Raw genomic sequence first — 13,498 nt, forward strand, 5'->3', positions numbered from 1 at the left:
CTCCTCCCGCGTGCCTTTACGCCGTCGCGATCTCGATCCGGACGGCACGGTCCGGCGAGCCGGCGGCGATTTCGTACACGTAGTCGCCGATCGGCTTGATCTCGGCTTCTTCGCCGTCCACGCTCGCGCGCGGCGGCTGCCGTTTGGCGGCAAAGACGAACCGTCCGCCCTCCCGCAGCGTCACGGCCGTCGCGGCGCCCCGCGCTTCGCAGCCCGTAATCGCCGCCGACGAGATATACTTGTCCGCGAGACCGATCGGCGCGATGCCGCCCGTCACCGGCACGACCGCGAACAGCGCGTAGCCGCCTTCTTCCAGGCGGATCGCTTCGCGCTTGCCGGCCGCGAGGAACGAGCAGCTCTGCGTGAAATGCTCATAGACCGCGAACTCGTCGCCGGCCAGGCCAGGCACGTCGTCCGGACCGATGAAGCCGTCGACCGGCGCCGAGTCGCGATGGATATGGAACGCCGCCACGACGCCCGCGCCGCCGGCCGTATTCCACAGCTTCAGCGGCACCGGCGTTTCGGCCGGATCGGCCAGCAGGCAGTCCGGCGTCGGATTCGGCGTGCCGTCGCAGCGGATGATCGCGCCGTCCGCATAGATCAGCGGCCAGACGTTGGCCGGATTCGTGTTGCCCGGCGCGTCGCTGATGTAGATCGGGCCGCCGCTCACGGAGCGCAGCACCGCGCTTTGCTTGTCGTCGTGGTTGTTCGTCCAGTACATGTCCCAGTCGCCCCAGTAGAAGACGCCGTGGTAGTACGAATTGTAGCCGTTCTGAAGCGCGTGCTCCGGGAAGCCCCGCTTCTCCTGCGGCACGAAGTCGTCGCTGTTGCGCGAGACCGCCGATTTCGGACGGTGCCAAACGTTCTCGGACGCCATGCCCATGCAGTTGATGATCGTGCCGTCGAAGTGCAGCGCGACCGACGCTTCCAGCGCCCCGTGCGCCGCCGCGGCCGCTTCGCCGACGGACCGGCGCTCCTTCAGATAGTTCAGCACGGCGGCCTGGCTGTCCACCTTGACGAAATCGACGCCTTGGCGGCGCAGGAAGCCGTGCCAGGCATGCCAGAAGCCGAAGCCGCGGCCCGCTTCGGGATACGGGATCAAGTTGCCCCGCGGCACCTGATACAGCGACTCGCGGTTCTCGCGCGCGATCGCGCTGTCCGCGTGCACGCCGCCCCAGTAGCCGGCGATCGTATGCCAGACGCCGACGTGGCGGATGCCGAAGCGCTCCTTGAGCGCCGCGACGGTCCGCTTCAAGCCGCCCGGGAATTTGACCGGATCCGCTTCGAAATGCATGAGCTTGCCGTCCTTGATCTCGGACCAGCCGTCGTCGATCATGACCCAGCCGACCGGCAGCCCGAGCTTCCGGAGCTCTTCGGCCTTCTCCAGCAGCCCCGCCTCGTCGACTTTATGATAGAAGGCGTCCCAGCTGCACCAGCCGAGCCGGTCCAGCGGCGCCGGATACGTCTTCCGCTCGCGCGGCAGCGTCGGGTAGTCCAGCGCCTGCAGCGCGGCGTCGACGTTCGCCTGCACGAGCCGGTACGGATCGTCGCCGGCCGAAAGCGCGAACGCCAGCGTCTCGCAGCGGCGATGGCCGCTCTCGTACGCGGACAGCCGCAGCGCGAAGCCGCCTTCCGCGCCGGCCGCGTCCGTGCGCCAGACGGCGCCGGTCACCGGCAGCAGGTGGCGGTAGCCGCCGGCCGACCGCCACAGGATCGACTGCGTCCGCCCCGGCAGCCGCGCCGGATCGGCGTCGAAATGCGGCCGCGTCCACCAGTCCTTATGCTGATAGTTCGCCATCAGCCCTTCGATCGGCTCCGCCGGCCGGACCGTCACGATAATCGCGTGCTCCGCCGCGAACATGCGCTGCGGGCCGAAATCGTTGTCGTTCGCCGTCTCCGCGCTCACGCTCGCCAGCGCGGTGCCGTCCGCCAGCACTTCGACGCGCACCGAGGCGCGCACCGTCTCCCCTTCGTCGGCGTACCGGTACACGCCCCCGCTTCCCGCCGCGTCCGGCTCGAAGCCCCGCGGCGCCAGCGTCTCTTGCGCCCGCCCGTCCAGCTTGACCGCGACCTCGAAGGGCCCGAACGCGATCGAAGACGCGCGAAAGGCGCCCTTCTCGTTGAATGCAAACATGTCTCCCCGCTCCTCCCGCGATCTATCCGTGAATCGAATGATGTTCGTTTATCCCAGCGCGTGCAAAGCGACCGACAGGCTCGCCGCGTCGCCGACGTGCTCGCCGAGCCCCGAAGGCACGATCTCGCAGGCCGACAGCGACAGCGGCAGCGCCTCGCGGGCCAGCTCCGCCATGACGATCGGGCGCAGAAGCGCCTCCTGCCGCGCGTAAATGCTGCCGATGACGATGCGCTCGGGATTGAGCACGTCGATCAGGAGCGCCAGCCCTCTGCCGAGCTTGCGCCCGACGAGGCCGACGACCTCAAGCGCCAGCGCATCGCCATCGTGCGCGGCGTCGAACACCGCTTTGGCCGTAATGCCGTCCAGCCCCGCGGCGTCCGCGCAGACCGCGGTCGCGCCCCCTTCCCGCAGCCGCCGCTCGGCCAGCGCCCGTCCCAGCCGCGCGATGCCGCCGCCGCTGCAGAAGCCTTCGAACGAGCCCGCTTTCCCGTAGCCGACGGGGCCGTCGTCCTCGAGCCGCATATGGCCGACCTCGCCCGCCATGTCGGAGATGCCCGCGTACAGCCGGCCGTCCAGGATCAGTCCGGCGCCCATGCCCGTCCCGAACGTCAGGAAGACCAGGTTCGAGACGCCGCTGCCCGCGCCCCACTTCCACTCGGCCAGCGCGCAGGCGTTGGCGTCGTTCTGCAGGGCGACGGGCACGCCGAACCGCTCGCGCAGCGGCGACACGACGTCGATGCCGTCCCAGCCCGGCAGGTTCGGCGGCGACAGCACGAGGCCGCGGCGGCTGTCGAGCGGCCCGCCGCAGCTGATGCCGATCGCCCGCAGCGGCCCCGCGTCCTTCGCGTCCGCCAGCAGCGCTTCCATCGCTTCGCCGAATTGCCGGATCGTCTCCTCCGGCGTCGCCGGCGTCGGGAAGGCGCGCTTCGCCGCGATTTCGACCTTGCCGTCCGCGGCGATGCCGAGGACGGCCGCGCATTTCGTCCCCCCGATATCGAATCCGCCCAGCAGCATGCTCATCCGAAGAACGCCTCCTCGAGCATCATGCACAAGACGTGATAGATCGGCAGATGGCGCTCCTGGATGTCCGGCGTGCCCGCGTACGGCACGCGGACCGTGACGTCGCACAGCTCCTTCAGGCGGCCGCCGCCTTGGCCGGTCAAGCCGATCGTCGCCAGGCCGAGCGACTTCGCCACCTGCACCGCGCGGACGACGTTGGCCGAATTGCCCGACGTGCTGAACACGACGAGCGTGTCCTCCGGCCGGCCGTAGCCGTACACCTGCTGCGCGAACACCATGTCCGCGGCCACGTCGTTGATGTACGCCGTCGCGAGCGCGCTCTGGCTGACGAGCGAGATCGCCGGCAGCGCGCCCTGCAGCCGGTCGGCGATGTATTGGCCTTCTTCGCCGTGGATCAGCATTTTCTCGCGCTCCGATGCCGGCAGCTTCCGCGGCGACATGAAGCCCTTCATCAGCTCGCCGACGACGTGCTCGCAGTCCGCGGCGCTGCCGCCGTTGCCGGCCAGCAGCATTTTGCCGCCCTTGCGGAACGAGGCCTCCATCGCCTCGAACGCCTGCCGGATCGATTCCCGGCACGGCTCCAGATCGGGATATTTCGCAAAAAGTCCGTTGAATACGTCGCTCACCGCAACCACTCCCTATTCAATATCGTCGCCGAGCCGCTTCAGGTGCTCGATCGCCTTGACGAAAAACGTTTCGCTGCCGAAGCTGCCGGATTTCAGCACGAGCCGGTACGGCGTGCCCCCGAGCGCGAGGCAGGAGGGCAGCCCGGGCTCGATCTCCCGAAGCAGCCGCAGGCCGCGGACGCCGAGGGCGCCGCATACCGCCGCGGACGTCTCGCCGCCCGCGATCAGCAGGCTGCGCTGGCCGGTCCGCTCCGCGACCGCCGCCACGACGGACGACAGCGCGCCCGAGACGACGCGCGAGATGTCCGTGTTGCCGCTGCCGAGCGTCCGGGCGAGCGCTTTCGTCGCCGCGACCTTCTCCGGCTCGTTCGACGCGTGCACCACCACGTCGCGTCCCGCGCGCAGCTCCGCGCAGGCGAGGCCGATGAGCGCCGCGAGATGCGCGTCCTTCTCTTCCGGCCGCAGCAGCACGAGCGAATCGAGCTCGAGCGCCGCGACGCCGCTCCGCTTCGCATAGGCGAGCTGCGCCACCGTCTGCGGCATCAGGCTGCCGGCGGCGCACAGCACGCCGCCCGGGACGCCTTGCTCCGCGCCGGCACCCGCCGCAAGCGGAGACGCGCCTTCGCCATTCGGCCTGCCTTCGCCGGCCGCTCCGCCTTGCCCGTCGCCGGCCGCTGCCGCCCGCTCCGCCGCGATCAGGAGCGCCGACTCCTCCGACAGCGCCGAGCTGCCGCACAGAATCGGCTCCTCCTTCGCCGCTTCGGCGATGATGCGCAGCGACGCCTGGTCGCGCACGTCGAGAATCAGGTACGCGCACCGCGTCCGCATCCGCTCGATCTCGGCGCGGAGCGCTTCCGGCCCCCGCTCGACCGTCTCGATCGTCAGCAGGGCGACCTTCCGCTCCGTCTGCTTTCGCAGGATATCGACGAGGTTCGACTCCGTCATCGGATGGACGGGGTCGCGCCGGAATTCCGATTCCTCCAGCAGCTTGCCGTGCACGTAATGCACGCCGCCGAGCGTCGTCCGGCCGTTCTTCGGAAAGCCGAGCACCACGACGGCGAACGCGGCGCCGAGCGTATCCAGCATGGCGTCGAACTCCGGCCCGATGTTGCCCCGGAAGACGGAGCACGTCTTGTTGACGAACCGGACGCAGCCGGCCTCCCGGAGCGCGCGCGTCGCCTTCGCGGCCTTCGCGTATGCTTCCTCCGGGCGGTCGAGCCGCGAGTTGGTGTCGATGACGAGCACGTCCGGCCGGTCCTTGGCGACCGCGTCCGGGTCCCATGCTTCAAGCGGATAGACGTCCGTGCGCAGCCCCGCCTTCGCGTACATGATGCCGATGTCGTTCGCGCCCGTGATATCGTCCGCGACGATGCCGATCATCCCGCTCACCCTTCCCACTTCCTTCTCGGCCGGTAGCCGGACTTCTCCAGGAAATCGCTTTCGATCGTCTTCGGCAGCCGGTTCAGCCCGATGCCCGCGCCCAGCGCTTCGACGATCATCCGGCAGGCCATCTCCAGCGTCTGCAGCGCCATTCGCGCTTCCTTGACGCTCGCGTCGTATACCAGCACGCCGTGGTTCTCGAGCAGCAGCACGTTCGCCCTCTTCGCCTTGGCCCTAACCGCTTCGCCGAGCGCCGCCGAGCCGGGGTGATAATACCCGACGCGCTCGATCCGCTCGAGGTAATACATCGTCTCGACGAATAACCCGGACGGCACCGGCTCGGACGCGCACGCGAACAGCGTGCTGTAGAACGGCGACGCGTGCAGCACGGCGCCGATATCGGGCCGCTCCTCGTACACCGCGGCGTGCATCGGCACTTCCTTGGACGGCTTCTTGCCCGTCCCGGGAACCGCGTCCGCGCCGCCGGAGGCGAGGGAGCAGTCGGCGAAATCGTCTTCGCCGAGCTCCCCCAGGAACGTCCCCGTCGCGGTAATCAGGAAGCCGCCGTCGTCGAGGCGCGCGCTGATGTTGCCCGCGTTCCCCCACGCCAGCCCGTTGTCCATCATGTACTTGCCCGCCGCGCGCAGCTCCGCGGCCGTCTCCTCCCGCCGCGTCATCCTACGCGAGCTCCCATTCCAGCATGCTCGTCTCCGTGACGGCCGCCTCGGCGTTCGCCGGCACGCGGAACGTCTTGATCTCCGACGGCTTGAAGTCGGCGCGGATGACCCGGTTCCACTTCGGCAGCCGGATCTCGGCGGACGTCGCCCGCTTGGCCGTCTCGTAGCAGCGGACGATCAGGTCGTCGTTGTCCTCGGCCTTCTTGACCGCGCTCACGATGATGTTGTCGCGATCGACATGGACGAACGAATCCGTCTGCGGCAGCTTGCCCTCGTGGAACGTCTCGATGACCGCCGCCGGCTTGCAGTTCAGCTCGGCCGCGCGGCGCGCCGTGCCCGCCTGCTCCCAGGTGCCTTGGTGCGGCAGCAGGGCGTAGTTGAAGTGCTGGATGCCTTGGTCGATGAACGAATATTCGCCGTTCGGATCCGGCTCGTACGGCACGTGATGCGCGTAGATCGGGCTGCGCAGCACCGTCAGCGCCATTTCCTTCGCGTGCATGCTGTAGCTGTATTTGGCGTCGTTCATCAGGCTGAGGCCGTACACGTCGTTCGTCTCCTGCACGATGCCCGTGTAGTCGACCCAGTTTTGGCCCGGCTCTTCTTCGCCGTTATGCTCTCTCTCGATGGTGCCAGATGGAATTTCATAGGTTTGCTTGCTGAAAATGACGTTGACCGGGAACACGAGCTTCAGCATCTTGAACTTCTCGCGCCAGTCGACCGTCACGCTGACGTCGATCTGCTTGCTGCCCGGGTACATGGCGAAATCCTGCACCAGCTTCGAGCTGCCGTACTCGCTGACGACGCGGACGACGGATTTGACCGGCCCGTGCTCGATGCGGAGCACCTTCGCCGCCTTGAACGTCTCCGACGGCCCGTTGAAATGCAGCACGTCGTGGCTCCACGTGTCCGACTTGTCTTCGATGACGACCGGACGCGCGCCGTCCTTCATGACCTCGAAGTTCAGCTCCTTGTCCTTCAGGCTCTTGATGAAACCGGTGTGCTTGTCGAATTCCAAGCGCAGCAGGCCGTTCTCCAGCACGAGATCGCTCGCCGTGATCGGCTCGCCGACCGGCTTCAGCGACGCGGACTCCTTCACGAGCTTGTACGTGCGGTAGCCGAGCGGCGGCAGGTCCGCCATGAAGCTGAGCCGGTAGCGGCCGCGCGCGGACGCCTGCGACTTCACCGTCTGGAACGGCACCGGCTTGCCGGTCTCGTCGAGCAGCACGCTCGCGTCCTTCATGCCGCCGACCTCGAGCTCCACGTTGACGCGGCTCTGCCATGCGTGCGGGTTGAAGACGACGATCGGGTGCATGGACTCGTCCTGCTCGATGCCGATGTTCCACGAGAGCGATTGGACGGCGTAGTTGAGCGAGCGGTCGGCGATCGCCATCGCTTCGCCGAACAGGTAGCGCGCGTCGTCGTACGCCGCTTCCAGGCTCGTGCCGGCCAGGATGTCGTGGAACTGGTTGAACAGCACGTTCTTCCACGCGCGGCTAAGATCCGCCTGCGGATACGGCTGGCCCGTGATCCACGACGCGAGCGCCGAGAATTTCTCCGCGGCGATCAGCCGGTTCTCCGCCTGGCGGTTCCACTGCTTGATGCCGGAATGCGCGGCGTAGCAGCCGCTCGCGTGGTGCTGCAGGTCGTCGTGCACGACCGGGAAGGACAGGCCGGATTCGACCATGTCGTCGAAGTATCGGTCCGGCGTCGCGAATTCGAGCTTCGGCAGATCGGCTTCCCCGTTCATCCGGCGGATGCTGGCGATGTTTTCCTTCGTCGGGCCGCCGCCGTGGTTGCCGACGCCGTAGAACAGCATCAGGTCGTTCAGTGGCTCCTTGAATTCGCCGAGGCAGCGGCGGACGTGGTTTTCCAGGTCCTTGCCCCATGACAGGTACTCGTACATGATGCGGAACGTCAGCACCTTCGAGCCGTCGTCGGACTGCCACCAGAACGTGCGGCCCGGCAGGCCTTTCTCGTTCGGCATCGGGCGCATCATGACGTAGTAGTCCATGCCGCTCTTCTTCAGGATTTGCGGCAGCATGCCGTTATGCCCGAAGCTGTCGACGTTGTAGCCGACCTTCGCGGTCACGCCTAGCTTCTCCTTGAAGTAGCGCTGGCCGTACAGGCCTTGGCGTACGAACGATTCGCCGCTCGGGATGTTGCAGTCGGGCTGGATCCACCAGCCGCCGACGATGTTCCAGCGTCCTTCGGCCACGCGGCTCCGGATTTCTTCGAACATGCCGGGGTCGTTGTTCTCGATCCATTCGTACATCGCGGCCGAGCTCGAGGTGAAGATGAAATCCTCCGATTCTTTCATCCGGTCGAGGGCGGAGCGGAACGTCGCTTTCGCTTCCTGGAAGCCCTCCTGCCATTGCCACAGCCATACCGGGTCCAGATGCGCATTGCCGATCATATACAGCTTCTTGTCTTTCATCGATGAAGTCAGCTCCTATCAAAACGTGTTGGGCGATCGCTTGTTCATAGAGCCGCCGCGCGGCGCTTACAGGCGGAAACGGTCCGCGCGGCCGGCGCTGCAGACGAAGTTTTGCATTTTGTCGATGACGGTGCCTTTGACCGCGCCGCGGCCGACGGCCAGCCGTTCCGGCGAGAGCGACTTGCACTCGACGTTCGACATCCGTTCTTCGCGGCCGAGCGCCGCCAGCAGGGACAGCTCGAGGTCGGTGGCGATGTTGACCTTGCTCACGCCGCCGCCCGGCAGGCGGAACGCGTGCTGCATCATCTCCGCCGGCACGCCGGAGCCGCCGTGGAGCACGAGATGGACCGGCGTCAGGGCGCGGATGGCCGACAGGCGGTCATAGTCGATTTTCGGCTGCTTCACGTTGTAGACGCCGTGCGCCGTGCCGCACGAGACGGCCAGCGCGTCGACGCCGGTCAGGCGGACGAATTCCGCCGCTTCCCGCGGGTCGGTGTACAGCTCCTCGTCCTTGTCGGTCTCGACGAAGTCCGTCGTGCCGATCATGCCGAGCTCCGCTTCGACCGAGACGCCCTTCGCGTGCGCGTAATCGACGACTTCCTTGCTGTCCTTCACGTTGCCGTCGAACGGCTTCTCGGAGGCGTCGATCATGACGGACGTGAAGCCCGCGTCGATCGCTTCGGCGATCGCGGCCAGCTCCTTCGTGTGGTCGAGATGGAGCACGACGGGCACCGTGATGTTCAGCTCGCCGAGCTGGCAGTAGAATTCTTCGCCGAATTCCGCCGGCGTAATGCCATAGCGGATCAGCTCCTTATGCGAGATTTGCACGATCAGGGGCGAATTCGCCTCTTGGCCGGCTTGCAGCACGGCCGCGATCATCGGCGTGTACCGCGGCGAGAACGAGCCGATCGCGAACCGGCCCGCTTCGGCGAACTCCAGCGCGCGTTTGAGGGTGATGACGTTTTGGGGCTTCGTTTGATGAGACATGTATGATTTCTCTCCTCTCGGTATCCGCTGTTTTTTATCTCTGTCGGTTAACGGTCTGTTTTGTAACGCGCCGTTCGTCAGCGCGCGCGGGCCAGCGTATCCCGCACGCGGTTCATGCCCGGCTCCGGGCTCGTCAGGAAACGCGCCCGCTCTTCCGGCGCGAACCGTTCGACGACGCGGGCCATCGACGCCTGCGCCAGCACGACGAGTTCCGTGTCCGCCGCCAGCTCGCGCAGCGCCTCCGCCAGCTCGTTGTCGTGGCCGTCCTTGTCCCCCGCCAGCAGCAGCTGGTAGGCGGTCGAGGCGACGACCGGCACGAGCTCGACCTCGCGGCCGGCCTGCTCCGCCTTGGCGCGCAGCTGCCGCTGCGTCGGCTCGAGCGTGGTCGCCAGCGTCGCGGCGACGCCGATGCGCGCCGCGCGGGCCACGGCGTATTCCGCCACGGCCTCGTCGATGCGCACGATCGGCACGCCGATCTCCGGCTGCACCTGCGCGCACAGCTCGCCGATCGACGAGCAGGCGTTCAGGATGCAATCCGCGCCGAGCTGCTCGGCGATCCGGGCGTAATCCCGCCAGCGGCCGCGCACTTCTTCGACGCGCCCGCCGTTCGCCGCCAGCTGCGGCAGGACGGAATCGTCGACGAGGTTCACGACGTTAAGGCCGGGCATCAGCGACAGCGCGAGCCCCTTCAGCGGCTCCACCGTCAGCGGCGTCGTGTGGATAATGGCCAGCTTGCGGCCGGACCAATCGGTTCTGCTCTCTCCCATGTTCGATCATCCCTTCTTCATCGCGGCCATGGCCGCGTTCAAATCCGGAAACGCGCCCGATGCCGACGCGGCGTACGCCGCGGCCCCGAACGCCGCCTCCTCTTGCGTCTCCGCCAGCTGCAGCGGCAGGTTCAGATGCTCCCGAAGCAGCCGCTGCAGGACGGGGTTGCGGCGGATGCCGTTCCCGGAGCCGGCCGCGTTCGTCACGCCGCCGAGCAGCCGTCCCGGCAGCAGGTGCACGTAGCCCAGCAGCTCGTCGACGATGCCGCCGAGCACGCCCGCCGCGAAATGGCCGGGCGTGAAGTTGGCCGGGCCGATGCCGGCCACGTGGCCCAGCACGAGCGGATCGTGGCGCGTGCCGTAGAACTGCGTGGCGAACCGGAGCTGGCCGAGCCCGTCGTCCAGCGCCTCGCCCGCGAGCGCGTTCATCCGCTCGTAGATGTCCGCGTCGTCCAGATCGACGTCCGCGAACGCGCCGCACGCCGCTTTGAAGAACCGTTCCAGCAGCGCGTAAGACTTGCCGCCGCTAAGCGGCGCGCCGACGAGCAGGAAGCCGCCGCCCGGGAACGGACGCGTCTCCAGCCCGGGTACCTCCTCCTGCCGCGGGACGTACACCGACATCTGCGAGCCCGTGCCGACGTTGACGAGCAGCGTCCCCTCGAGCCGCGGCACGGCGCCGATGAAGCTCGCCTGGTTGTCGCCGATGGCGCAGGCGACCGGCTTGCCGTCCGGCGTCGTTCCGAGAATCCGGTCGCCCTTGCAGACCGGAGGCAGCAGCGACGCGTCGATGCCGGCGCGCGCGAGCGCCGACAGGTCGAAAGCCAGCAGCCGGTTCGAGAACAACCCGAGGGCGGCCGCGTTCGACGCGTCCATGCGCGGCGCGGCCGACCCGGTCAGCCGCATGGCGACGTAATCGCCGATCGTGCACAGATAAGCCGCGTCCTTCGGCACTTCGCCGTTCAGCAGGTTGTAATAGTGGGTCGCGAGCCCGAAGCCGGCGCTGACCGCATGGCCGGACAGCCGGCCGAGCTGCTCGGCGTACGTCCCGTCGCCCCGCGCCATCGGCAGATCGGCCCGCCCGTCCTGCCACGTATAGAGCGGGCTGACGCTGCGGCCTTCCCGGTTCACGTACAGCACGCCGTGCATCTGGCAGGAGATGCCGACCGCGGCCGCCTCGTCCCAGTATGGCGCGCTGTCCGCGATCAGCTCGCGGACGAGCGCGACGATGCGTTCCGGCTCCTGCGCATGCTCCCAGCTTCGTTCGCTCGGCAGGGCGGCGTCGTTCGCTTTCGTCGCCGCGCTGAGCGTCTCGCCCGCGTCCGAGGCGATGACGAGCGCGATGGATGTGGTGCCGATATCGATTCCTGCTACTTGCACGATACGTGAACCTCCATTCGGGATTGGATCTTGATTGGCTTGCGGCCGCCGGCCCGAACCGCTACAGCTTCAGGTCGTCGGCGTACGCCTGCGCCTCTTGGGCGGCGTACAGGATGAGCCCGACGCACCACGAATGCGACAGCGTCAGCATCATGCCCTTCGGCTGGAAGCAGTTCGTGTTGTAGAACCGTTCGGTGACCATGCCCTTGTAGGCGTTGAAGTCGCCGTCCTCCCGGGCGATGAACTGCAGGAAGCAGGCGATGTGGTCGCGGGTCCGGTCGAGGTAATACGCATCCTTCGTGTACGTCCACAGCCGCAGCATCTCGGGCACGCAGAACAAGCCGTAATTATGCAAATGCTGGTTGGACGTCGACGCCTGGTCGGCGCCCCGCGAGCGATAATCGTACTGCGCGAGCAGCGTATGGCGCGGGAACGCCAGGTTGTACGTCCAGCGGAACGTCATCATCCAGTCCGCCGCGCTCGCGGCCAGCGCCAGCCACTGCGGGTCGCGGTCGTGCTCGTACAGATGCACGTACGAGGCGACCGCGTTGTACGCGTCCTCGGACGTCGGCGTCAGGTGCACGTCCTCCGGCGCGCCGTAGATGTACTCGTCGCGGACGAATCGGCTATAATAGCCGCCGGCCAGCACGGCCGCTTCCGCGTAGCGCGCCTCGCCGAAATAGGATGCCCCCGCCAGCAGCGAGGCAATCCACAGCAGGCCGCCGGCGCCGTCCCATTCTTCCACCTCGCCGCTCCGGCAGTTGTAGTACGAGCCGAAGTTGCCGTCCGCCCGCTGCCGGGACGCCGCGAAGTCCAGGTTGGACCGTACCGCCGCCTCCCAGGCGGGATGCGCCTCGCCGCGCTCCCGTTCGAACGCGAGCGCGCGCGCCATGAACAGCGTCGCCTCCGCGATCGTGCGGGCCTGCAGCCAATCGGACTTCGGATTCCAGCCGGCGGTCCAGCCCTTGCCCGCGACCCACGACGCCCAGAAGATGCCGCTCGGCGAGAGGCCGCCGGCGATCTTGTCGAGCACCGCTGCGCCGGCCGACGCGTAGTCCTCTATGCCCTTCCGACGGCCGTAGGCGAGCAGCGCGTACGCGTACGGCGCTCCGCTGACCCAGCCGACATGCATATGGGGACGGTCGCCCATCCCTTTGACGTTGTGATTGAATTCGCGGTCGAACGCCGCCGTCTCGTTCAAGATCGCTTCCTCGGGATCGTAATGCCACGTGTAGAGGCCGTGCGCCGTCAGCTCCGCCGCCTGCTCCAGCCCCATCCACGGGTTCAGCCCGTGCTCCGCCGCGTCCAGCCGGTACATCCGGCGCACGAACGGGTCGTAGGCATGCGGATCCGGGCTCGCGGCGTACGCGTGCAGCTTCAGCGTGACCGCCTGTCCCGGCGCGAACGTCGCGACGGCGACGTCCGCCGGCCGCGGCACCGCGTCGCCGACGAAGGTGACCGGCGTCTCGCGGTACGGGAAGTCGAGCCAGATCGCCGTGCCCGCCTCGTTGCCGCGGAAGCCGAGGCCCGTCAGGCCGAGCTCCGACGTCTCGCCGGTGCAGAGCGCGCCGCACATGCCGTCGTTCCAGGCGAACACCGCGGGCAGCGCCGCGCGGTCCGAACGGAACGACCAATGGTCGGACACCATCTTGCCTGGATCGCCGCCCCGGTAATCGTAGCGCGGATACATGCGCAGGTTTTTCTCGAACCGGTTCTCCTTGTAGAACGCGCCCGGGATCATCCAGTCGGGCCGGCCCGGGCCGAGCAGCTCGCACCCGAACGTCAGCCCGAACGCGCCCGGCGCCTCGCCTTTATAGACGAACCGCAGCGTCACGTCGTACACGCCGCGCGCGTCGGCGGCGGCCGTCCAGACCGCCTCCGCCTCGTACAGCTCCGACGCGCCGGTCATCCGCAGGCCGCCGCCGTCATCGGCGATCTCGCCGATCGGCAGCTCGCCGATCTCGCGGCCCTCGGCGTCCCGCACGGCCAGCAGCCGGCCGAACCGCATGCAGCTCGCGCCGTCCTCGCTTTCCGGGGCGAACACCCGCAGCTCGCGGCCGCCGCCGCTCCATTCCGCCTTCCAACCCATGCTATCT

10 protein-coding genes are annotated in these 13,498 nt (G+C 67.9%); all 10 read right to left on the reverse strand.

The features are described 5' to 3' along the window. Positions 1–16 precede the first annotated feature (16 nt). A complete protein-coding gene (locus BMZ79_RS09745) occupies positions 17–2,134 on the reverse strand; it encodes a Sip1-related alpha-galactosidase (protein WP_090639205.1) in 2,118 nt (705 codons plus the stop codon). Positions 2,135–2,182: 48 nt separating this feature from the next. Further along, complete coding sequence (locus BMZ79_RS09750; protein WP_256252636.1) at positions 2,183–3,154, reverse strand: ROK family protein; 972 nt, start codon at positions 3,152–3,154, stop codon at positions 2,183–2,185. Then, complete coding sequence (locus BMZ79_RS09755; protein WP_143088920.1) at positions 3,151–3,780, reverse strand: D-sedoheptulose-7-phosphate isomerase; 630 nt, start codon at positions 3,778–3,780, stop codon at positions 3,151–3,153. The genes BMZ79_RS09750 and BMZ79_RS09755 overlap by 4 nt, the downstream gene beginning before the upstream one ends. A 12-nt stretch (positions 3,781–3,792) precedes the next feature. After that, positions 3,793–5,160, reverse strand: coding sequence for a four-carbon acid sugar kinase family protein (locus BMZ79_RS09760; protein ID WP_256252684.1), 1,368 nt, complete (start codon positions 5,158–5,160; stop codon positions 3,793–3,795). 5 nt (positions 5,161–5,165) lie between these two features. Next, positions 5,166–5,837 (reverse strand): class II aldolase/adducin family protein, encoded by a 672-nt coding sequence (locus BMZ79_RS09765; protein ID WP_090639209.1) that lies wholly within the window; start codon positions 5,835–5,837, stop codon positions 5,166–5,168. A gap of 1 nt (position 5,838) precedes the next feature. Beyond that, positions 5,839–8,271 (reverse strand): alpha-mannosidase, encoded by a 2,433-nt coding sequence (locus BMZ79_RS09770; RefSeq protein ID WP_090639211.1) that lies wholly within the window; start codon positions 8,269–8,271, stop codon positions 5,839–5,841. A gap of 66 nt (positions 8,272–8,337) precedes the next feature. Continuing rightward, positions 8,338–9,258, reverse strand: a complete 921-nt coding sequence (locus tag BMZ79_RS09775; protein WP_090639213.1) for a class II fructose-bisphosphate aldolase — start codon at positions 9,256–9,258, stop codon at positions 8,338–8,340. Positions 9,259–9,335: 77 nt separating this feature from the next. Next, positions 9,336–10,025 carry an aspartate/glutamate racemase family protein gene (locus BMZ79_RS09780; RefSeq protein ID WP_090639216.1) on the reverse strand — a complete coding sequence of 230 codons (690 nt, stop codon included), beginning with the start codon at positions 10,023–10,025 and terminating at the stop codon, positions 9,336–9,338. A 6-nt stretch (positions 10,026–10,031) separates the two neighbouring features. Beyond that, positions 10,032–11,402 carry a sedoheptulokinase gene (locus BMZ79_RS09785; protein WP_177222079.1) on the reverse strand — a complete coding sequence of 457 codons (1,371 nt, stop codon included), beginning with the start codon at positions 11,400–11,402 and terminating at the stop codon, positions 10,032–10,034. Between the two features lie 61 nt (positions 11,403–11,463). Further along, the gene (locus BMZ79_RS09790; RefSeq protein ID WP_090639220.1) at positions 11,464–13,491 is read right to left on the reverse strand and encodes a YyaL domain-containing protein; all 2,028 of its coding nucleotides are present in this window, start codon (positions 13,489–13,491) and stop codon (positions 11,464–11,466) included. Positions 13,492–13,498 lie beyond the last annotated feature (7 nt).

The organism is Paenibacillus sp. UNC496MF (assembly GCF_900113915.1).
Classification (GTDB): Bacteria; Bacillota; Bacilli; order Paenibacillales; family Paenibacillaceae; genus Paenibacillus_Z; species Paenibacillus_Z artemisiicola.

What these genes read in the sequence shown, in the direction of transcription:
- BMZ79_RS09745 (WP_090639205.1), bottom strand. Translation starts at nt 2,134, where the DNA reads ATGTTTGCATTCAACGAGAAGGGCGCCTTTCGCGCGTCTTCGATCGCG.
- BMZ79_RS09750 (WP_256252636.1), bottom strand. Translation starts at nt 3,154, where the DNA reads ATGAGCATGCTGCTGGGCGGATTCGATATCGGGGGGACGAAATGCGCG.
- BMZ79_RS09760 (WP_256252684.1), bottom strand. Translation starts at nt 5,160, where the DNA reads ATGATCGGCATCGTCGCGGACGATATCACGGGCGCGAACGACATCGGC.
- BMZ79_RS09765 (WP_090639209.1), bottom strand. Translation starts at nt 5,837, where the DNA reads ATGACGCGGCGGGAGGAGACGGCCGCGGAGCTGCGCGCGGCGGGCAAG.
- BMZ79_RS09770 (WP_090639211.1), bottom strand. Translation starts at nt 8,271, where the DNA reads ATGAAAGACAAGAAGCTGTATATGATCGGCAATGCGCATCTGGACCCG.
- BMZ79_RS09775 (WP_090639213.1), bottom strand. Translation starts at nt 9,258, where the DNA reads ATGTCTCATCAAACGAAGCCCCAAAACGTCATCACCCTCAAACGCGCG.
- BMZ79_RS09780 (WP_090639216.1), bottom strand. Translation starts at nt 10,025, where the DNA reads ATGGGAGAGAGCAGAACCGATTGGTCCGGCCGCAAGCTGGCCATTATC.
- BMZ79_RS09790 (WP_090639220.1), bottom strand. Translation starts at nt 13,491, where the DNA reads ATGGGTTGGAAGGCGGAATGGAGCGGCGGCGGCCGCGAGCTGCGGGTG.